The organism is Kitasatospora sp. DSM 101779, from assembly GCF_025655475.1.
Lineage (GTDB): Bacteria > Actinomycetota > Actinomycetes > Streptomycetales > Streptomycetaceae > Kitasatospora.
The window spans coordinates 560218-578345 of the sequence record NZ_JAHTIK010000001.1 but is presented as its reverse complement, the minus strand read 5'-3'; the positions used below and the strand labels follow the sequence as shown (position 1 = coordinate 578345).

The window sequence follows — 18128 nt, the reverse complement described above, 5'->3', positions numbered from 1 at the left end:
CCGGCGTGGCAGCGCGGGTCAGGGGGCGGCGCGGCGTGTCCGGGGCGTGGGAGCCCGGCCCGCCGGGGCGCCCGGGCCGAGCAGGCGGTCCAGGCCGCGGCGGGTGCGTTCGGCGGCGCCGGGGGCGCCGAAGAGCTGGAGCTCCTGGTTCAGTGCCAGATAGAGGCCGCCCAGCTCGTAGACGAGCTGCTCCGGGTCGGTGTCGGCCGGCAGCTCGCCCTCGGCGACGGCCGTGCGCGCCTCCGCTGCCAGCCGGCGGCGCCAGACCCGCAGCAGCCGGCCGACCGCGTCGCGCACCGGCCCGCTGCGGGCGTCGAACTCGACGGCTGCGGTGGTGAACAGGCATCCGCCGGGGAAGGTGTCGCGGTCCGTCTCCAGATAGGTGATCCACGCCTCGCAGACCGCCCTCAGCCGGGCCAGGCCGGGCGGCCGGTGCTCGGCGGGCGCCCACACCGTCCGGGAGAAGATCGCCGCCGCGCCGTCCAGCGCGGCGAGCTGCAGTGCCTCCTTGGTGCCGAAGTGGCCGAGCACGCCGGCCTTGCTCATGCCCAGGTCGGTGGCGAGGCGGCCGATGGTCAGCCCGTCCAGCCCGTCGACCGAGGCGATCGCGATGCCGTGCTCCAGGATGCGGTCCCTCGTTCTTCGGGCCTCGGCGACGGACTTGCGTGGACTCATGCCGTCATCGTAGCGAGCAGCCATCCGTATAGCGTCCGACCGATCGGTTGCTATATTCCCGGGAACCGTCGCCGAGCCGAGGAGAGACCGGCATGCAGGGAATGCAGGGAAGCCGCATCACCGCACTGGGCCACTACCAGCCCGCCCGCGTCCTGACCAACGACGACCTCGCCGCGATGGTCGACACCAGCGACGAATGGATCCGCCGCCGCACCGGCATCGCCACCCGCCGGATCGCCGCCCCGGAGGAGACCGTCGCCGACATGGCCGCCGCCGCGGCCGAGAAGGCCCTCGCCGCAGCCGGCCTGGAACCCTCCGACATCGGCCTGGTCACCGTCGCCACCTGCAGCGCGATCGACCGCTGCCCCTCCACCGCGGCCCAGGTCGCCGCCCGGCTCGCGATCCCCTCCGCAGTCGCCTTCGACCTCAACAACGGCTGCGCCGGCTTCTGCACCGCGCTCGCCACCGCCGACCACAGCCTGCGGGCCGGCGCCGCCCGGCACGCCCTCGTCATCGGCGCCGAGAAGATGTCGGACGTCACCGACTGGACCGACCGCAGCACCTGCGTCCTGCTCGGCGACGGCGCCGGCGCCGCCGTCCTCAGTGCGGCCGACACTGCCGGCATCGGCCCGGTCGCCTGGGGCTCCGACCCGTCCCGCGGAAACGCCGTCCGGCTCGTCGACGACTGGCAGCCGCGGTTCGCCCAGGAGGGCCAGTCGGTGTTCCGCTGGGTCACCGGCGAACTGCCCGCCATCGCCCGCGAGGCCTGCGAGCGCGCCGGAATCGCCCCGTCCGACCTCACCGGCGTGGTCACCCACCAGGCCAACCTGCGGATCATCGAGGCCCTCGTCCGGCAGCTCGACCTGCCGCCGCACACGCTGATCGCGCAGGACGTCGTCGAGTCCGGCAACACCTCCGCCGCCTCCGTGCCGCTCGCCCTCTCCAAGCTCACGGAGCGCGGCGAACTCCCCTCCGGCGCCCGCGTGCTGCTCCTCGCGTTCGGCGGCGGCCTCTCCTGGGCCGGCCAGGTCGTGACCTGCCCCTGACCGCTGCAGGCCGCGGAAAATGATTTCCCGTCAGTCGGAGCCCGCCAGTACGGTGAACACACATCGCCGGATGGAGCAGCTCGGTAGCTCGCTGGGCTCATAACCCAGAGGTCGTCGGTTCGAATCCGACTCCGGCCACCAGGTCCGACGGCCCGGCAGGCACCCCTGCCGGGCCCTCGGCGTGTCCGGCCGATTCCGGGAGGGGTCATGGACCTCGGCGCACACCTTGCGATGATCACTGTCTCGGCCGGCGAGGTCGTGCTCACGGACCGCCGCACGCAGCGGAGTTGGACCGTCGGACTGACCCCGTACGAGCTCGCGGACGTGCCCGTCACCCGGGCCCTCCACGCCGAGGTCACCGGGCGGCAGCCGGGACCGGCCCACGGGGAGCGGCTGCCCGTCGAGGGCGTCTCGTGGTGGGACGCCGTCCGGTTCTGCAACGCGCTCTCCGCCCGTGAAGGGCTGTCGCCCGCCTACCGGCTGCACGAGGACGGCGAGGGCATCGGCCTGGACGCCTCCGCCGACGGCTACCGGCTGCCGACCGAGGCCGAGTGGGAGCACGCCTGCCGCGCCGGCACCGACGGGCCGCGCTACGGCCCGCTGGACGAGATCGCCTGGTACCGCGGCAACTCGGGGGAGCGCCTGCACGAGGTGGGCGGCAAGCAGCCCAACGCCTGGGGCTTCCACGACATGCTCGGCAACGTCTGGGACTGGTGCTGGGACGTCTACGACGCCGAGGTCTACGGCAGCTACCGGGTGCTCCGCGGCGGCGGCTGGTTCGACGAGCACTGGAGCTGCCGCGCCTCCGCCCGCCGCCGCAGCCACCCCACCTTCACCGTCGACGACGTGGGCTTCCGCCTCGCCCGTTCCCTCCCCTGCTGAGGCCTTGACTCCCGATCCGAACGCGTCGCCCGTCGGCTCAGGGGGCCGGCGGCGCGGCGGGCCGGCCGGCCAGGTGCTCCTCCAGGCGGCGCTGGTTGTCGACCAGGCGCAGGCACAGGTGCCGGAAGGCGGCGAGGTCCTCGGGCGTGAAGCCCCGGAAGACGGCCGCCATGGCACGCTGCGTCGGACCGCGGAAGGCCTCCAGCCAGGCCCGGCCCCCGGCCGTCACGACCACCCGGACCGACCGGCGGTCCGCCTCGTCGCGGACCCGCCGCACCAGCCCGTCGCCCTCCAAGGTGTCGACCAGGCCCGTGACGTTGCGCGAACTGACCCCGCCGGCCCGGGCGAGCTCCCCGATGGTCAGCCCCTCCTCGTCCGCCGTGGCGAGCCGGACGAGGACGTCCAGCGCCCCCGTGCTCAACCCGCGACCGCCCGCGCCCAGCGCCCGCAGGCGGTCCACCGCCTGGGTGGCCGAGCGCAACGCCGCTGCCGCCTCCAGCGCCAGCGTGTCGCCCTCCACCGCCAACGCCGCCATCGCGGCCCGGACCCCGGCGTCGTAGAACCGGCCGTCGTCATCGGCCGACAACTCCCCAGAATTATGTACGTGCTTCATCATGAAGCAATACCCTAATCCCGCAGCGGGCTCTGCGGAAGGCCCGCTGGTGGGTTCCCCCCGGAAGGCGGAGGATCTGAGCGGTGGGCGCAACCCGGGGGCGGGAGGCCGGAATGACGTACTCGATCGTGGCGCGCGACCCCGAGACCGGGGCGCTCGGCGTCGCCGTCCAGTCCGCCGTGCTCGCCGTCGGCACCCTCGTCCCCTGGGCCCGGCCCGGCGTCGGAGCGGTCGCCACCCAGGGCTTCACCGAGCCCGCCCACGGCCCACGCTGCCTGGACGGACTCTCCGCCGGAATGTCCGCCCCCGACACCCTCGCCGACGCCGTCGCCACCGACCCGGCCGCCGAGATGCGGCAGATCGCCCTCGTCTCCGCCGACGGCACCCTCGCCGCCCGCACCGGCACCCTCTGCGTCGACCACGCCGGCCACCTGATCGAGGACAGCTGCGCCGTCCAGGCCAACATGGCCGCCACCGACCGGGTCTGGCCCGCCATGGCCGAGGCCTACACCGCCGCCCGCGGACCCTTCCCGCACCGCCTGCTCACCGCGCTGCGCGCCGCCGAGGCCGCCGGCGGCGACGCCCGCGGCCGGATGTCCGCCGCCCTGCTGGTGGTCGCCGGCACCCGCGGCGCGCCGTGGCAGGGCCGACTGGTCGACCTGCGGACCGACCGCTCCGGCGACCCGCTCGGCGACCTCGCCCGGCTGCTCACCGCCGCCGACGCCTACCGAGGCTTCGACCGGGCGGTGGAGGCGCTGTACGGCGGCGATGCGGACGGTGCCCTCCGGGCGATCGACACCGCCCTCGCCGCCCTGCCCGGCGAACAGGGCCTGCGCTTCCTGCGGGCCGGAGCCCTGATGGCCCGCGGTGAGGCCGCCGCCGCGACCGGTGAACTGCACGCCCTGCTCGCGGACCACCCCGGCTGGGAGACCCTCCTCCGCGGCTTCGCCGCCAAGGGCCTGCTGCCGCTGCCGCCCGGCACCACCGCCGACGACCTGCTGGAGTGAGCCCGGCCCGTGCTGCAGGCCTCCTCACATCTCGCCGAGGAAACCCGGATCGGCCGGGCCCGCCTGCCGGGCGAAGTCCGCCGCCACGCCGAGGACCTCACGCATGGGCACGGCCTTCCGGCTGGTCGCCGCCAGGTCGGCGCGGGCCTGCTCGGACCAGAGGAACGGGTAGACGGCGATCCCCTGTGAGGGGGTCAGCGCCGCGCTCTCCTCGCGCCAGCCCGGCCACCGCAGCCCCTCGTAGAGCGCCCCCGGGCCGTCCGACAGCAGCCACGAGACCCAGGCGGAGTGGCCGACCTCCAACGCCTCCCACTCCAGCGTGTCGGGAGCGAACCAGGTCATCTGTCCCGGCAGGCCCGGGCGGCCCTCACCCGCCGGGTCGTGGCCGTTCAGCGCGAACACCCCGCCCAGGACGTCGTGCCCGACGACCAGCCCCGTCGCGGGGTGCCATGCGGGATCGAGCGCTGAGGGGAACCGGTTGACCCGCCCCAGGCTCGGCAGGCCGCCGAGCGACTCCGAGCCGCCGCCGTACACCCGCACCCAGCCGTCGTCCAGGACCAGTCCGCCGCAGTGCAGCGTCAGGGCGCCGAGTGCCGACCGGGCGGTCACCTGCATCTGCAGCAGGCACCGGCGGCCGTCCTCGGGGTCGACGGGCAGCACCCGCACCGGCACGTCGCTCGCCGCGCACGCCGCCCGGATGTCCGGCCACGCCGGGTCGTCCACCTGGACCAGCTGATCGATCTCTCGCATCCGAGCATGATGGCAGCCGGTCGCGGCGACGTGCGGGCGGGGCGGGAACTGCCGCGGCGTCAGGCCGGGCCGGGCCCGGGGCAGCTGCCGGTGGGGTCGATGGCGGTGGTGACGCGGCGTCCGATCTCGCGGAGCTGGCCATCGGAACGCCGGCGGGCGCCGTCCGGGTGGCCCGCCTCCGACGGGCGGGCGGGGTGGTGCGGCCCCGCCGCGGGCGTCGTCTACATTGATGTAGACAGCGTGTGGCGGTGGGCCGTCCCGCGGCATCCTCCCGAGAGGCGTGGCCTGAATGTCGTCCCTTGCCGTCCCCGTGCCGGACCTCTCCGATGTGCCGGAAGCCTGCTCGTCCGTGCTGCGCGCCGACCGCTCGGCGCTGAAGGTCGGCCGCCCGCTCGGTGGGCGTCGCATCGCCGAGGGCGGCCGGTGACCGCCGTGGCCGACGCGGACCGGGCCGCCGCCCGCCCCGACCGCGGGGAGCCGACCGGGACGCAGGCCCCGGCCGCGCGGCACGGCACGCGCACCGCCCTGGCCGTCCTGGTCGGCGCGTGGGCGGGATTCACCGCGCTGGCCCTGCTGCTCGTCGTCCACGGCACGGCACCGTTCGGCTGGGAGCGGGACGCCATCGACTGGTCGGGCGACCACCGGCCCGGGGCGGCCCGGGTCGCCGCCTCCGCGGTGACCTCCCTCGGCAGCGCCCTCGTCCCGTACGCGGCGGCGATTGGCGCCGGGCTGCTCACCGCACGCCACGTCCCAGCCGGCCCGCGGCGGCTGCTCGTCGCCCTCGCCCCGCTCGGCTGGCTCGCCGCCGGCCAACTGCTGCGGACCTTGATCATGCACGGCACCGGCCGGCCCCGCCCGCCCGTCGCCGGATGGGCCGCCACGGCGAGCGGCTTCTCCTTCCCGTCCGGGCACACCTTCACCTCCGCCACCGCCTTCGGCCTGCTCGCCTGGGCGATCGGTCGCCACCTCGCGGCCATCGGCCGCCCGCCCGCCGCCCGCCGCCGCTGGACGGTGCTGCTCCTCGGCGTCGCCGCCCTCGTGGGGCTGAGCCGGGTCTACCTCGCCGTGCACTGGCCCCTGGACATCCTCGGCGGGTGGCTCCTCGCCGCCGGCTGGCTCGCGCTCGGTGCGCTGCTCGCCCGCCGCATCCCCTGGTGGCCGTCCGCGCCACCGGAGCCGCAGGCCGGGGCGCGGGCGGACGGTTCGTAGGCCCGTGTTCCCCGCCTGTGTCCGACCTCGGCCGGTGGTGATCGCCCACGTCGGCGCCGGCCGCGGGGGAGACAGACCCGGCCTGCTCAACGCGGTGATGCGTCAGTGTGCGACTGCGGCCGCCCGGCGCTGGGTGGCACGGATCAGTACGGAGACGAGAGCTGCGAGGTCGAGGGCGCCGGCCGGGTCGTCCGCGTAGCGCGTGGTCTGCAGCGGTCCCACCTCGTCCAGGCGTACGTCCTCCGTCTCCAGGACGTACGCGAGAGCCAGCAGCGCCAGGCGGGCGTTGCCGTCCGGGTAGGGATGGAAGAAGGCGACGTCGAGATACGCCCGCGCCGCCCGGGCGGGCAGCGGGACCGAGGGGTCTGCGCTCTGACGCAGGCAGGCGGCGAAGTCCTGCCAGGTGTGCGGCGTCAGTCCGTAGCGCTCCCGGCCGCCCTTGGCGAAGGCGTCCCCCTCGCGCAGGGGCACGCGGGGGACGCCGAGGACCAGCCTCTGCCAGTCGTCGAGCAGTGCGAGGGTGAGCGGCTCCGGCCGGGAGGCTGCGGTGCGGGAGCGGGCCATCGCGGCGAGCAGACGGTCGGCGCGGTCCGGGTCGCGAGTGCGGACCGGCCCGTCGAACCAGGCGGCGAGTCCGTCGACGGCCGGCCGCACCGGCACCGGGGCCGCCGACGCGGAGCACCAGTCGACCTGCTCCCTGACCCTGCACCACTGCGCCAGCGCGTCATCGCTCACGGTAGGACCCGCGACCGGTCAGGCTGACGGCCAGGGCCTCTCCCACGGCATCGAGCAGGGTCGGCGTCGGTGCGGCCCAGCTCTTGAACCGGCCGCCGATCGCAGCATCCACCGCCTTCTCCGCATCCTCCGGTCCCAGCCCCGTGGAGGACAGGAACCAGGCCAACGTCGTCTCGGCGAGTCCGTACCAGCCCGCCTCGGCCTGGGTCCGGTCCACCACTGCGGTGACCAGGCGGGTTGCCGCACGTTCCAGATGCCAGCTGCGGTCCTCGGCGTCCGCGCCGGGAGGCGGGGCCAGTCGCTCGAACCGCTCGGCCGTGTCCTCCAGCCAGTCGCGCCACTCCAGCACGCAGTCCACGACCCGTGCGGCGGTCTCCTCGGCCTCTCCGACCGAATGCGCGTCACAGCACCACGCGCCGACGGGGCCGCCGTTGTGGATCGACCAGTCCCAGCCGCAGGCCCAGCGGCCGTAGCGTGCCGTCAGCAGTTCGGTCACCTCCCGCATGAAGCGGAAGTTCTCCATCCGATCGGCTTCGGCGGGAGGCGCCATCGGGGCGACCAGCGCCGCGAGCCGGTCCCCCTCGTCGTCGTCCCATGCGAAGGCATTCTGCCCCGGGTCGACCTCGGACCAGGACAGCGACCAGGCTCGGAGTTGCTGGTGGACGGACGTGGTGTACCCCCGAAGTCGGACGTGGCAGAACAACTGACCGATGATGTCGACGAATCCGGGCCGTGTCACCCGAATTACCGGCCGCTGGACCGGACTGGTGCCGCGTCAGGCGTGCCGGTCCAGGAACCTGACCAGCCGGGATTCCGAGCGGAGGAGTCGGTCCCGCTGCTCAGGGGGAAGACACGCGAGGGCATCGACCAGGACCCGCTCCCGCGGGACGTACACCAGGTTGCCGACGTAGATCCTGCAAGCGGAACACCAGGCGAGTCCGATGCACCGCTCGAACATCGAGGACCCTGCCGGACGGAGGCGGTACTGGTACGAGCGGACAGGAGTTCCACAGTCCGCGCACACCCGCCGATCGCCGTCCGGAACGGTGTCCCAGGCCGCGACCTTCTGCCAGTACGGTCGCCCGGCCGCTGCTCTTCAAGTCGTCATGCCGGCATTCTTCCCCGGATCCGCCGGTGGCGGTGATGCGGGCGGGCGCCCGATCGGCGCGGGCGACGGCCGGTGCCCGGCCCTGGTCGAGACCGCCCGAACACGCGCTGACTCCGGCTACAGGCCGGTCAGGTGGCGGGGCTCTCGGGCATCAGGAGGCGCAGGGTGAGGGCGACGAGGGCGGCCTCGGTGTCGGCGGGGTCGGGGGCGACGGTCTGGCGGAAATGCTGGGAGGAGAGCAGGGAGATCAGCCACCAGGCCCCGGCGGCGGGGTCGACGTCGGGGCGGAGGCTGCCGTCGGCGCGGCCCTGTTCGAGCAGGTCGGTGAGGGTGCGGGCCAGGGCCCGATTGCCGCGGCGGGCCGCTTCGAGGACCTCGGGTTCGCTGGTGAGGGTCATGGCGTCCTCGAAGAGCACGCCGACGGTGCCCCGGGCGTGCACATGGGCGAGGTGCTCGGGGGCGAGGAGTTCGGCCAGCCAGGCGCCGACGGTCGGGCAGCGGCCCGCCCAGGAACGGAGTCCGTCCGACATGAGCGCGGCCGCGTGGTCGAGGACGGCCGCGAAGACGGCCGACTTGGAGCCGAAGTTCTGGAACACGACCGGCTCGCTGACCCCGACCCGGCGGGCGACCTCGGACATCTTGCCGCGCTGGTAGCCGAGTTCGGAGAAGACCTCGGTGGCGGCGTCGAGGATCGACGCCCGGCGGTCCTCCGCGCTCAGGCGCGGGCGCCGGGCCTTCTGGGTGGCTTTCTGGGCGGGCTGGGGGGCGGGCACACCGGCATCCTATCGGCCCCTTGCCAGAGAACTTAGTAGCGACTAAGTTGAAGTTACTTAGTCGCCACTAAGAAAGGTTCCGGCATGGAACTCGCACGCTTTCTGCACGGCACGGCGGACTCCCGTACCGCCGGGCAGACCATCGGCCACGCCCGCGCCTACGAGGCGTTCGGCGCGGTGTTCTTCGGCGGACGCCGCCGCAGCGTCTACACCCGCCTCGCCGAACTGACCGGCGCCCGACCCGGCGACCGCGCCCTGGACGTCGGCTGCGGCACCGGCTACCTCACGCTGCGCCTCGCCGATGCCGTCACCCCGGCCGGCCGCGCGGTCGGCGTCGACCCGTCCGCCGAGGTCCTCGCCCACGCCCGGCGCAGCGCCGCCGGCCGCGCCCACTGCACCTTCACCGACGGCATCGCCGAGGAACTCCCGGCGGCCGACGGCGAGTTCGACGTGGTGGCCAGCAGCCTGATGGTCCACCACCTGCCCGAGGACGTCCGCGGGCGGGCCGTCGCCGAGATGCGCCGCGTGCTGCGGCCGGGCGGGCGGCTGGTGCTCGCCGACTTCCGCCCGCCGTCCGGTGCGGTGGCCCGCCACCTCATCGGCGCGGTCACCGGGCCCGTGATGGAGCACAACCCCGTCCACCTGCTGCGGCCGCTGGTCGAGCAGGCCGGGTTCACCGAGGTGCGCACCGGTGACCTGCGCCCCTGGATCCACTACGTGCAGGCGGTCAACCCGGGTCCGTCCGCATGACCGCGGCGGCGCGGGCGAGCGGTGCCCTGCGGGCGAACCGTGCCCTGCGGATCGGGGCCCTCGCCCTGGTCGCCGGCGGCCTCGGGTTCCACCTGTGGCTCGGCACCAAGGTCCCGCTGGTGGCCGTCCCGGTCGGTCTGGCCTGCCACCTCGCCGCCGGGGTGGCGGCCCGCCGGGTGCTGCGCGCCCGCGCGCGCCCGTACCGGACGGAGAACGGGTAGCGGCAGTGGGGCGCGGGCCCGGGAGGTCAGCCGTCGGCGGGACCGGCGAGGACGCGGACGCCGAAGGGGCTCATGTCGTTGTCGTGCTCCCGGGCGGTGAAGCCCGCGCTCGTCAGGACGGCGAGGAGGGCCGCGCACATGGCTTCCTGCGCCTCGCCGGACTGCCGGATCGACGGGTGGCCGAGGTCGTTGCCCGTCATCGCGGCCACCATCGGCGCCCGCAGCTCCCGGCTCGTCCGCCAGGTCACGACCACCTCGGGTTCCAGCCGAGGAAGTGGCTGTTCCAGGTGTCGACGCGGACCTGGGCGCCGCCGGTGGGCTCCTCGTCCGGTCCGGGACCGACCACGGGCGGGCCGGCCGCGGTGAGTGCCTCGCGGACGCGGCGGGCGAGTCGCGCGGCCGCGTCCGGCGTGTCGGTCACCGGTTGGCCGGGGCCGCAGGGGATGAGGTGGCCTGGCCCTGTTCGACGTACTCGTGGAGGTCGTAGGCGGAGCCGAGTCCGGTGGCGGCGGTGGTGCCGACGACGGTGAGCAGTCCGGCCACCACCAGGTGGAGGAGGCGGCCGCGGGGGGCCCGCGGGGCGGGGGCGAGCAGGGCGGCGACCCGGACGGGGACGGGGGAGGTGGCGGCGAGCCAGGCGAGCGGCAGGCGGCCGGCGGCGGCCAGCCAGGGCAGGTGCAGCAGTCCGGCGAGCAGCAGCACGGACAGGCCGACCGCGGTGCCGGCGGCGAGCAGGGCGGCGCAGCAGGCCACGGACAGGGCGGCCCAGCGCGGGGTGAGCCGGGCGGCGAGTGCCCGGACGGCGGGTGCGGCGAGCCAGGGCAGCAGGAGCGCGGCCAGGGCGGGCGTGTTCACGCCCGCTCCCGGGTGCCGTCGGCGTCGGCGAGCAGGCTGCGCAGCAGGGCCTCGTCGCCGGGGCCGAGCGCGGAGACGAAGTGCCGCAGCACGCTGTCGCGGTCGGCGCCCTTGCTGAGTTCGGTGTGCATCCGGGAGGCGACGATGCCGGAGGCGTCCTGGGCGGCGGCGTAGACGTAGCCGCGGCCGGCCCGTTCGCGGTGGACGAGGTCCTTCTCGTGGAGCCGGGTCAGGATCGTGGTGACGGTGGTGCGGGCGAGGGCGCTGCCGAGTGCGTCGTTGACCTCGCCGGGGCTGAGCGGCCGGTCGGCCGACCAGAGGACGGCGAGGACGTCGGACTCGAGCTGCCCGTGCGGGCGCCTCGTCGCTGTGGCGTAGGACATTCCCGGTGTTCCCCTCTCCCCGTCGGGCCGCGCCCGGGGCCGTGGCGGCGGCTCGGTCTCCAGGCTACGCGGCGTGCGCGCAACCGGGGGCGCGGTGCGGTCGGGGTGCAGTGCGGTCGACGGCGTCGACCGCACGGACGGACGTGATGCGGACCCGGGCCGGGCGCGGCGTGTGCCGGGCACGGTGCGTTCGCGGTGCGGACACGGCGCGGGCGGCCGCCCGGGTGGTGGGCGGCCGCCCGTTGCGGCGGTGCGGGTCAGGCGTTCAGGACGCCCGTGCCGAGCAGGCCGAGCAGCAGCACACCGACGACGACCCGGTAGGCCACGAAGGCGTTGAAGGAGTGCTTGGCGACGTACTTCAGCAGCCAGGCGATGGAGGCGTACGCGACGACGAACGAGACCGCGGTGCCGACGATCAGCGGCAGCGGGTCGACGCCGGCGCCGAGGGCGTCCTTGAGCTCGTACAGGCCGGCGCCGGTGAGCGCCGGGATGCCGAGGAAGAACGAGAGCCGGGTGGCGGCGACGCGCTCGAGGTCCAGCATCAGGCCGGCGGACATGGTGGCGCCGGAGCGGGAGAAGCCGGGGAAGAGCAGGGCGAGGATCTGGGCGGAGCCGACGATCATCGCGTCCTTGAGGCCGGTGTCGTCCTCGCCGCGCTTGAGACGGCTCATCTGGTCCGCCGCCCACATGACGCCGCTGCCGACGATCAGCGAGCCGGCGACCACCCACAGGGAGGCGAGCGGGCCCTCGATCAGCGGCTTGGCGGCGAGGCCGACGACGACGATCGGGATCGTCGCGTAGATCACCCACCAGGCGAACTTGTAGTCGTGGTGGTACCGCTCCTCCTTGTTCACCAGGCCGCGGCCCCACGCGCCGACGATGCGGGTGATGTCCTTGAGGAAGTAGAGCAGCACGGCCGCGATGGCACCGACCTGGATGACCGCGGTGAAGCCGACCACCGACTTGTCGTCGACCGGGATGCCCATCAGGCCCTCGGTGATCTTCAGGTGGCCGGTGGAGGAGATCGGCAGGAACTCCGTCACTCCCTCCACCACGCCGAGGACGACGGCTTGACCGACGGTGATCACGCTCACGTGGGACCCTTCCCGGATCTCGACCCTGCGGGCGGGCCTCCGCCCGCACGTCTACGAGAATGTAGACGTCCTGGGTATCGGCGGTCCACCCGGGTCGGCGTGGCGCGCGCCCGGCCTCCGCGGGCAGCGTGCGGGCTGCCGATCCGGCCGGCGGAGGGGGGCTTCCGCCGGCGCGCGCGGCGCCGTCGACCGGCCGCGCCTGCCGTCGTCCGCCCCCGCCGCCGTGCCACGATCGTGTGGTGAGGAACACAGCCGACGGTGTGGCGCCGCCGGTGGGTAGGGATCAGGCATTCGCACGGTGCACAGGCGCACTCAGGAGGAGACCGTGAGGCCACCGGCGCAGAACCCGCCGACACCGCAGAACCCCGACCCCGCGACCGCCGCCGGAGCCCCCGGGGCCCGGACGTCGCCCGACACCCCCGACGCCCACGAGCCGCCCGCCACCGAGGAGGCCCAGGTCATCGTGGTGGGCGCCGGACCCGCCGGCTCGTCCACCGCGATCCACCTCGCCCGCGCCGGCGTCGACGTCCTGCTGCTCGAGAAGAGCCGCTTCCCGCGCGACAAGGTCTGCGGCGACGGGCTGACCCCGCGCGGCGTCCACCAGCTCCTGCGCATGGGTATCGACATCGACACCCCCGGCTGGATGCGCTCGCGCGGCATGCGCTGGGTCTGCGCCGGCCGCCAGGTCACCATCGACTGGCCCGACCTCGGCCGCTACCCCGACTTCGGCCTCACCCGCAGCCGCCACGACTTCGACGACATCCTCGCCCGGCACGCCGAGTCCTCCGGCGCCCGGCTCCGGCTCGGCGTCAAGGCCACCGGCCCGATCACCGACCGCGCCGGACGCATCACCGGCGTCACCGCCACCGGGCCGGACGGAAGACCGGTCACCTACCGCGCGCCGCTGGTCGTCGCCGCCGAGGGCGCCTCCGCCCGCACCGCCATCGCGATGGGCCTCGAACGCGACCCCCGCCGCGCCCTCGCCACCGCCGCCCGCCGCTACTACCGCAGCCCCGAACTCTCCAAGGACGAGTACCTGGAGCTCTGGGCCGACCTGCGGTGCGCCCGCACCGGCCGCGACCTGCCCGGCTACGGGTGGATCTTCCCGCTCGGCGACGGACGGGTCAACGTCGGCCTCGGCGCGCTGCCGCACCGCGACCACGGCACCATCGACCTCCGCGCCACCCTCGACCAGTGGCTCGCCCGGCTGCCCCGGCACTGGGGCCTCAACGAGCAGAACGCCGACTCGCCGCTGCGCAGCGCCGCCCTGCCGATGGGCTTCAACCGCCACCCCCAGTACAGCCGCGGCCTGCTGCTGGTCGGCGACAGCGCCGGCATGATCAGCCCCTGGAGCGGCGAGGGCATCGCCCAGGCCATGGAGGCCGCCGAGGTCGCCGCCGACACCGTCGTCCTCGCGCTGACCCGTCCCGCCGGGCCCCGCCGCGACCAGGCACTGCAGCGCTACCCCGCCGAGATCCGGCGCCGCTGGGGGCGCTACTACCGGCTCGGCAACACCGCCGGTGACCTCGTGTTCAGCCGGTTCGGCTACCGGCCGATCCTCAACGGACAGGTCATGGCCCGGCCCGGCCTGCTCGCCTCGCTGGCCCGGCTGCTCACCCACCTGATGGAGGACCCGCCGCGGGACACCGCGGACCACGTCCTGAACGCCCTGGTCAAGGCCGTTCCGCTGCGCCGCCGCTGACGCGGCCGGGGCGACGGGACGCGGCGGGGCCGCGCACGCGGAGCAGGAGCAGGTCGTCCCCCTTTGCGTGCGCGGCCCCGCCGGGCTAGGGCGCTCAGCGGGCCAGGCGGTCGTGTGCGCGCTCGCGGGCGTCCGGGCGGCGGGCCGCGGTCAGCAGGGCGAGCAGGCCCCAGGCGGAGTCCCGGACGGGGCCCTCGACGATGCCCGCGCCGGCCCGGCGGACCGCCGCCAGCCGCCGACGGGCCAGCCGCAGCGCCATCCGGCTCAGCGGCCGGAACTCCGCCGGCACCTCCAGGATCGCGTCGGCCTGCAGCAGCGCCTTCTCCGCGAGGTCGGCGAGGTCCGCCACCAGCTGCTCGACGCCCTCCGTGCGGCGCCCGGAGGCCAGATCGTCCCGGGTCACCCCGTGGTCGGCGAGGCTCTGCCCGGGCAGGTACAGCCGGCCCTCGCCCAGGTCCTCGGCCAGGTCGATCAGGAAGTCCAGCCGCTGCCAGGCGTCGGCCAGCGCCCGCCCGGCCGCGGCGTAGCGCTCGTCCCCGCCGCCGACGTGGACCAGTCCGGCGGTGAGCATGGTGAACGGCCAGGACAACCGGTCGACGTACGCCTGGTAGTCGGCCTCGCGCGCGAAGCCGGTGAACGACAGGTCCGCCTCCGCACCGGCGAGATAGTCCTCGATCCAGTGCCCCGGCAGCTCGCGCAGCCTCGCCGAGTGCACGAAGGCACGGGCCAGCGGCTGCCCGCACTCCTCACCGGCCAGCGCCGCGCCGACCTGTTCCCGCCACCGTGCGAACCGCTCGGCCCGGACCTGCGGCGCCCCCTGGTCGCACAGGTCGTCGGTCCAGCAGGCGAAGGCGTAGCCGGCGACCGCGTGCGGCTGGTACGCCGGGACGCCCAGCATCCGCACCGCGGCGAACAGCGCGGGTTCGCGGTGGCGCAGGAAGCGGGCGGCCTCGCCGTAGTCCCGGGCCCGCGCGGCGCCGACCGCCCCGGCGCCGTCCCTCCCGGGACGGGACACCCCGGCACCGTTCACCCCGGCCTCGACGAGACACCGCCGCCACGAATACACCCGGACACCTCTCCACCCACCGCACAGGAACGCCTCCATGATCGGTGACGCGCTGCGGCGGGGTCGCACCGGGCCACCCACCTGCGGAGTCGGCGCCGTCCGGGCGCGTCACCGCACCACTGCGCGCACCACTGAACGACCGCGGGCCCCGGCCGGGCGCAGCACTGCGCGCCCCCGGCCGGACGGGGCGCGGCGCCGGGGCCGCTCAGTCCGGTTCGTCGTCCTTGGTCGGCGGGTACGGGTACACGGCGGACGACGGACCCATCAGGTCGTCGTCGCCGCCGTACTGTGCGGCGGGCCGCCGGCGTGCGGCGGACTCGCGGTGGTGGGGAGGCGAGGCATCGAGGGCGGACCACTCCGGGTCCGTCACCTCGGCCGGCCGGTGCTCTGCGGGATTGGTGCTCATCGGACTCTCCGCGCCTGCTGGTCCCGATGCTCCCGATGCTACGCCGCCCCGGGGCCGGAGCCCCGGGGCGGCGGATGCAGCGGCGCTCCGGCGGCCGTCACGCGCAGTCCGGGTGCCCCCAGCTCTCGCCGACCCGGGTGATCCGCTCGCCCTTGCCGTAGCCGCGCCCGCACGGGCAGGTTCCGGGGAAGCGGGCGGCGAGGGTCCGCCGGCCCCCGCCCGAGGCCGTGGAGCCGGTGGAGGCCGTGGACGCGCCGGAGGCGGTGCCGGCCGTCCGGGGGGTCCGGGGGCGGCGGGCCGGGCGGGCCGGCCGTTCGGCGACCGGATCGGGCACCGGCAGGTCCGCCGCGGTGCCGTCCGCGCCCTGCTGGGTGCGGGCGGTGTCACTGGCCGCCTTGTCGGCGATCGCGTTGAGGGGGTCGCCGTCGACCCGGTGCGCGGCGACGTGGACGAAGGAGACCTCACGGTCGGCCAGCAGCGCGTCGATCCGCTGGATCAGGTCCCGGTTGGCGACCGGCGAGCCCGAGGCCGTCCGCCAGCCGTTGCGCTTCCAGCCGGGCAGCCACTTGGTGACGGCGTCCCGGGTGTAGGTGCTGTCCAGCCGCACCTCCAGTGGCACCGCCGGGTCCGTGGCGGCCAGCAGCCGCTCCAGCGCGGTGAGTTCGCCGATGTTGTTGGTGCTCCGGCCCAGCGCGCCGGACTGCCAGCGCTGCGGGGTGCCCGCGGCGTCGGCCAGGACCCAGGCCCATCCGGCCGGTCCGGGATTCCCCTTGGCGGCACCGTCGCAGGCTGCAATGACTCGTTCGACCATGCCCCGATCCTTTCATCGGTCGGGCCGTGCTCCGCGCCGCCGGGCGGTGGCCGGTACGTTCCGCCGCTGTGATCGATTTCCGGTCAATCTTGCTCCGCGGGGCAGGGTATGGACCTCTGCACGCCGGTCCGCCCGCCCGGAGCAGGGCGAAAGCCGGTGCGCAGGCACCGGCCCGCGGGCGCACGGCGCGGTGTTCGCCGCGGTGGGCGGTGCCCGGTTGAGGGGGCTGGGCGGGAGTCGTCCGGATTTGGCCGTGGCCACATCGTGCGGGTCGGCCGCGGCCGGGCGGTGTCGGCGAACGGCCTTTTCCGCCGGGGTGGTTGACCCTCTTGAAGCGGCCATGGCAGTTTCGTGCGGCCCGCGTGCGCAACCGGTCGCGCGTCGGCACATCCCCCACAAGGAGACCCCATGTTCAAGGGACTCGCCGCCGGAATAGGCGCGGTCGCGATCGCCGCAGGCACGGTGACCGCGGCAGCCGTGCCCGCCTACGCCGTCCAGGCAGGCGATCTGACGGCCACCATCGCACTGAGCAACTGCTCCGCCTCGCTCGTCCGGTACCCCACCTCGGTCGACACCGACCGGGCGATGATGCTCACCAACGGCCACTGCCTGCCGACCATGCCCGCCTCGGGCGTGGTGATCCAGAATCAGACCGCCAGCCGCAGCGGCACGCTGCTCAGCCCCTCCGGCTCCTCGCTCGGCACCGTCCAGGCCGACAAGGTGCTGTACGCCACCATGACCGGCACCGACGTGGCGCTCTACCAGCTGACCGACACCTTCTCCTCGATCGGCAGCAAGTACGGCGTCACCGCGCTGACCATCAGCGACACCCACCCGGTCGACGGCTCCGCGATGTTCATCCCGTCCTCGTACTGGAAGCAGACCTGGAACTGCTCCATCAACGGGTTCGTCCCGACCCTGCGCGAGGACGAGTGGACCTGGCACGACTCGCTCCGCTACAGCGCCGGCTGCAACACCACGCACGGCACCTCCGGCTCGCCGATCGTCGACGCCGCCTCCAAGAAGGTCGTCGGCATCAACAACACCGGCAACGACGACGGTGCGATGTGCACTCTCAACAACCCGTGCGAGGTGGCCGCCGACGGCACCACCACCGCCACCAAGGGCCAGAGCTACGGCGAAGAGACCTACTGGTTCACCACCTGCCTCGGCAGCGGCCGGGCCATCGACCTCAACGTCGCGGGCTGTCTGCTCACCAAGCCGGCCGGCAGCGGCACCGTGACGGTGACCAACCCCGGCAACCAGGCCACGGCGCTGAACGGCACCGCCGACCTGCAGATCGCGGCCTCCGGTGGCACCACCCCGCTCAGCTTCACCGCCACCGGACTGCCGACCGGCCTGTCGATCAGCAGCTCCGGCAGGATCACCGGCACCGCCACCGCGGCCGGCACGTACAACGTGACCGTGACCGCCAAGGACGCCGCCAACAAGACCGGTTCGACCGGCTTCACCTGGACGGTCTCCGGCAGCATCAGCTGCGTCCCCGCCCAGCTGCTCGGCAACGCAGGCTTCGAGACCGGCACCGCCGCCCCCTGGACGACCACCAGCGGCGTCGTCGACAACAGCGCCTCCCAGGCCGCCCACTCCGGCTCCTGGAAGGCCTGGCTGAACGGCTACGGCTCCTCCCACACGGACAGCGCCGCACAGACCGTCAGCATTCCGTCCGGCTGCAAGGCCACGCTCAGCTACTGGCTGCACATCGACACGGCGGAGACCAGCACCACCACCGCCTACGACAAGCTGACCGTCACGGTCAACGGCACCACCGTGGCCACCTGGTCCAACCTCAACAAGAACACCGGGTACAGCCAGAAGACGGTCGACCTGTCCGCGTACGCGGGCCAGTCCGTCACCGTGAAGTTCAACGGCGTCGAGGACTCCTCGCTGCAGACGAGCTTCGTGATCGACGACACCGCCGTCCAGACCGGCCCCTGACCGGCCGCACACCCGTGGCAGCCGGGCCCGGCCGCAGCAGCGGCCGGGCCCGGTCCCGTGCGGGGCCCGGCTCTCAGCACCCGCCG

Annotated in this window: 23 protein-coding genes and 1 tRNA gene; 10 read left to right on the top strand and 14 right to left on the bottom strand. The window is 74.7% G+C overall.

Annotated features, from left to right (window positions below; translation table 11 throughout):
• Positions 1 to 18 precede the first annotated feature (18 nt).
• Positions 19 to 675 carry a TetR/AcrR family transcriptional regulator gene (locus KSNIM_RS02765; RefSeq protein WP_263101593.1) on the bottom strand — a complete coding sequence of 219 codons (657 nt, stop codon included), beginning with the start codon at positions 673 to 675 and terminating at the stop codon, positions 19 to 21.
• Positions 676 to 776: 101 nt separating this feature from the next.
• Here KSNIM_RS02765 and KSNIM_RS02760 point away from each other — a divergent pair, with 101 nt between their 5' ends.
• From KSNIM_RS02760 to KSNIM_RS02750, 3 genes are all read left to right on the top strand, one after another.
• Positions 777 to 1721, top strand: coding sequence for a beta-ketoacyl-ACP synthase III (locus tag KSNIM_RS02760; protein ID WP_263107806.1), 945 nt, complete (start codon positions 777 to 779; stop codon positions 1719 to 1721).
• 64 nt (positions 1722 to 1785) lie between these two features.
• Positions 1786 to 1862 (top strand) — tRNA-Met (locus KSNIM_RS02755).
• Positions 1863 to 1928: 66 nt separating this feature from the next.
• Positions 1929 to 2603 (top strand): formylglycine-generating enzyme family protein, encoded by a 675-nt coding sequence (locus KSNIM_RS02750; protein ID WP_263101592.1) that lies wholly within the window; start codon positions 1929 to 1931, stop codon positions 2601 to 2603.
• Positions 2604 to 2640: 37 nt separating this feature from the next.
• On the opposite strand, the gene KSNIM_RS02745 is transcribed toward KSNIM_RS02750, so the two are convergent.
• Positions 2641 to 3189 carry a MarR family winged helix-turn-helix transcriptional regulator gene (locus tag KSNIM_RS02745; RefSeq protein ID WP_263101591.1) on the bottom strand — a complete coding sequence of 183 codons (549 nt, stop codon included), beginning with the start codon at positions 3187 to 3189 and terminating at the stop codon, positions 2641 to 2643.
• Positions 3190 to 3329: 140 nt separating this feature from the next.
• Between KSNIM_RS02745 and KSNIM_RS02740 the strand changes: the two genes are divergently transcribed.
• Positions 3330 to 4223 carry a DUF1028 domain-containing protein gene (locus tag KSNIM_RS02740; RefSeq protein ID WP_263101590.1) on the top strand — a complete coding sequence of 298 codons (894 nt, stop codon included), beginning with the start codon at positions 3330 to 3332 and terminating at the stop codon, positions 4221 to 4223.
• A gap of 24 nt (positions 4224 to 4247) precedes the next feature.
• Here KSNIM_RS02740 and KSNIM_RS02735 read toward each other — a convergent pair whose 3' ends face one another.
• The gene (locus KSNIM_RS02735) at positions 4248 to 4973 is read right to left on the bottom strand and encodes a DUF2625 domain-containing protein (RefSeq protein WP_263101589.1); all 726 of its coding nucleotides are present in this window, start codon (positions 4971 to 4973) and stop codon (positions 4248 to 4250) included.
• Between the two features lie 289 nt (positions 4974 to 5262).
• On the opposite strand from KSNIM_RS02735, the gene KSNIM_RS02730 reads away from it, so the two are divergent.
• Positions 5263 to 5400: a hypothetical protein gene (locus KSNIM_RS02730; RefSeq protein WP_263101588.1), complete on the top strand. Its 138-nt coding sequence runs from the start codon at positions 5263 to 5265 to the stop codon at positions 5398 to 5400.
• Positions 5397 to 6182 (top strand): phosphatase PAP2 family protein, encoded by a 786-nt coding sequence (locus KSNIM_RS02725; protein ID WP_263101587.1) that lies wholly within the window; start codon positions 5397 to 5399, stop codon positions 6180 to 6182. The genes KSNIM_RS02730 and KSNIM_RS02725 overlap by 4 nt, the downstream gene beginning before the upstream one ends.
• 102 nt (positions 6183 to 6284) lie before the next feature.
• On the opposite strand, the gene KSNIM_RS02720 is transcribed toward KSNIM_RS02725, so the two are convergent.
• The 3 genes from KSNIM_RS02720 to KSNIM_RS02710 all read right to left on the bottom strand — a co-directional run bounded on the left by KSNIM_RS02720 (position 6285) and on the right by KSNIM_RS02710 (position 8798).
• Positions 6285 to 6917, bottom strand: coding sequence for a Fic family protein (locus tag KSNIM_RS02720; RefSeq protein ID WP_263101586.1), 633 nt, complete (start codon positions 6915 to 6917; stop codon positions 6285 to 6287).
• On the bottom strand, positions 6907 to 7440 hold the full coding sequence (locus tag KSNIM_RS02715; protein WP_263101585.1) for a hypothetical protein: 534 nt from the start codon (positions 7438 to 7440) through the stop codon (positions 6907 to 6909). The genes KSNIM_RS02720 and KSNIM_RS02715 overlap by 11 nt, the downstream gene beginning before the upstream one ends.
• A 713-nt stretch (positions 7441 to 8153) precedes the next feature.
• Positions 8154 to 8798: a TetR/AcrR family transcriptional regulator gene (locus tag KSNIM_RS02710; protein ID WP_263101584.1), complete on the bottom strand. Its 645-nt coding sequence runs from the start codon at positions 8796 to 8798 to the stop codon at positions 8154 to 8156.
• An 84-nt stretch (positions 8799 to 8882) separates the two neighbouring features.
• Here KSNIM_RS02710 and KSNIM_RS02705 point away from each other — a divergent pair, with 84 nt between their 5' ends.
• Both KSNIM_RS02705 and KSNIM_RS02700 read left to right on the top strand, forming a co-directional pair.
• Positions 8883 to 9548: a class I SAM-dependent methyltransferase gene (locus KSNIM_RS02705; RefSeq protein ID WP_263101583.1), complete on the top strand. Its 666-nt coding sequence runs from the start codon at positions 8883 to 8885 to the stop codon at positions 9546 to 9548.
• Entirely contained in the window at positions 9545 to 9769 is a 225-nt protein-coding gene (locus KSNIM_RS02700) for a hypothetical protein (protein WP_263101582.1), read from the top strand. The genes KSNIM_RS02705 and KSNIM_RS02700 overlap by 4 nt, the downstream gene beginning before the upstream one ends.
• Positions 9770 to 9795: 26 nt before the next feature.
• Here the strand turns inward: KSNIM_RS02700 and KSNIM_RS02695 are convergent, their stop codons facing one another.
• The 5 genes from KSNIM_RS02695 to KSNIM_RS02675 form a co-directional block, all read right to left on the bottom strand.
• Positions 9796 to 10017, bottom strand: coding sequence for a hypothetical protein (locus KSNIM_RS02695; protein WP_263101581.1), 222 nt, complete (start codon positions 10015 to 10017; stop codon positions 9796 to 9798).
• Complete coding sequence (locus KSNIM_RS02690; RefSeq protein WP_263101580.1) at positions 10014 to 10190, bottom strand: hypothetical protein; 177 nt, start codon at positions 10188 to 10190, stop codon at positions 10014 to 10016. Before KSNIM_RS02690 ends, KSNIM_RS02695 begins: the two co-directional genes overlap by 4 nt.
• Positions 10187 to 10624: a hypothetical protein gene (locus KSNIM_RS02685; RefSeq protein ID WP_263101579.1), complete on the bottom strand. Its 438-nt coding sequence runs from the start codon at positions 10622 to 10624 to the stop codon at positions 10187 to 10189. Before KSNIM_RS02685 ends, KSNIM_RS02690 begins: the two co-directional genes overlap by 4 nt.
• Positions 10621 to 11007 (bottom strand): BlaI/MecI/CopY family transcriptional regulator, encoded by a 387-nt coding sequence (locus tag KSNIM_RS02680; RefSeq protein ID WP_263101578.1) that lies wholly within the window; start codon positions 11005 to 11007, stop codon positions 10621 to 10623. The genes KSNIM_RS02685 and KSNIM_RS02680 overlap by 4 nt, the downstream gene beginning before the upstream one ends.
• A gap of 257 nt (positions 11008 to 11264) precedes the next feature.
• The gene (locus tag KSNIM_RS02675) at positions 11265 to 12101 is read right to left on the bottom strand and encodes an undecaprenyl-diphosphate phosphatase (protein WP_263101577.1); all 837 of its coding nucleotides are present in this window, start codon (positions 12099 to 12101) and stop codon (positions 11265 to 11267) included.
• A gap of 325 nt (positions 12102 to 12426) precedes the next feature.
• Here KSNIM_RS02675 and KSNIM_RS02670 point away from each other — a divergent pair, with 325 nt between their 5' ends.
• Positions 12427 to 13803, top strand: a complete 1377-nt coding sequence (locus KSNIM_RS02670; RefSeq protein WP_411543647.1) for a geranylgeranyl reductase family protein — start codon at positions 12427 to 12429, stop codon at positions 13801 to 13803.
• 94 nt (positions 13804 to 13897) lie between these two features.
• Here KSNIM_RS02670 and KSNIM_RS02665 read toward each other — a convergent pair whose 3' ends face one another.
• From KSNIM_RS02665 to KSNIM_RS02655, 3 genes are all read right to left on the bottom strand, one after another.
• A complete protein-coding gene (locus KSNIM_RS02665; protein ID WP_263101576.1) occupies positions 13898 to 14818 on the bottom strand; it encodes a phytoene/squalene synthase family protein in 921 nt (306 codons plus the stop codon).
• Between the two features lie 256 nt (positions 14819 to 15074).
• Positions 15075 to 15275, bottom strand: a complete 201-nt coding sequence (locus KSNIM_RS02660; protein WP_263101575.1) for a hypothetical protein — start codon at positions 15273 to 15275, stop codon at positions 15075 to 15077.
• Positions 15276 to 15372: 97 nt separating this feature from the next.
• Complete coding sequence (locus tag KSNIM_RS02655) at positions 15373 to 16086, bottom strand: ribonuclease H (protein WP_263101574.1); 714 nt, start codon at positions 16084 to 16086, stop codon at positions 15373 to 15375.
• A gap of 408 nt (positions 16087 to 16494) precedes the next feature.
• On the opposite strand from KSNIM_RS02655, the gene KSNIM_RS39340 reads away from it, so the two are divergent.
• Positions 16495 to 18042, top strand: coding sequence for a putative Ig domain-containing protein (locus tag KSNIM_RS39340; RefSeq protein WP_411543646.1), 1548 nt, complete (start codon positions 16495 to 16497; stop codon positions 18040 to 18042).
• Positions 18043 to 18128: the final 86 nt, after the last annotated feature.

Bases quoted from the DNA above. Each gene is read 5' to 3' on its own strand.
- KSNIM_RS02765 (WP_263101593.1), bottom strand. From the start codon at position 675: ATGAGTCCACGCAAGTCCGTCGCCGAGGCCCGAAGAACGAGGGACCGC.
- KSNIM_RS02760 (WP_263107806.1), top strand. From the start codon at position 777: ATGCAGGGAAGCCGCATCACCGCACTGGGCCACTACCAGCCCGCCCGC.
- KSNIM_RS02750 (WP_263101592.1), top strand. From the start codon at position 1,929: ATGGACCTCGGCGCACACCTTGCGATGATCACTGTCTCGGCCGGCGAG.
- KSNIM_RS02740 (WP_263101590.1), top strand. From the start codon at position 3,330: ATGACGTACTCGATCGTGGCGCGCGACCCCGAGACCGGGGCGCTCGGC.
- KSNIM_RS02735 (WP_263101589.1), bottom strand. From the start codon at position 4,973: ATGCGAGAGATCGATCAGCTGGTCCAGGTGGACGACCCGGCGTGGCCG.
- KSNIM_RS02730 (WP_263101588.1), top strand. From the start codon at position 5,263: ATGTCGTCCCTTGCCGTCCCCGTGCCGGACCTCTCCGATGTGCCGGAA.
- KSNIM_RS02715 (WP_263101585.1), bottom strand. From the start codon at position 7,440: ATGGAGAACTTCCGCTTCATGCGGGAGGTGACCGAACTGCTGACGGCA.
- KSNIM_RS02705 (WP_263101583.1), top strand. From the start codon at position 8,883: ATGGAACTCGCACGCTTTCTGCACGGCACGGCGGACTCCCGTACCGCC.
- KSNIM_RS02700 (WP_263101582.1), top strand. From the start codon at position 9,545: ATGACCGCGGCGGCGCGGGCGAGCGGTGCCCTGCGGGCGAACCGTGCC.
- KSNIM_RS02680 (WP_263101578.1), bottom strand. From the start codon at position 11,007: ATGTCCTACGCCACAGCGACGAGGCGCCCGCACGGGCAGCTCGAGTCC.
- KSNIM_RS02660 (WP_263101575.1), bottom strand. From the start codon at position 15,275: ATGAGCACCAATCCCGCAGAGCACCGGCCGGCCGAGGTGACGGACCCG.
- KSNIM_RS02655 (WP_263101574.1), bottom strand. From the start codon at position 16,086: ATGGTCGAACGAGTCATTGCAGCCTGCGACGGTGCCGCCAAGGGGAAT.
- KSNIM_RS39340 (WP_411543646.1), top strand. From the start codon at position 16,495: ATGTTCAAGGGACTCGCCGCCGGAATAGGCGCGGTCGCGATCGCCGCA.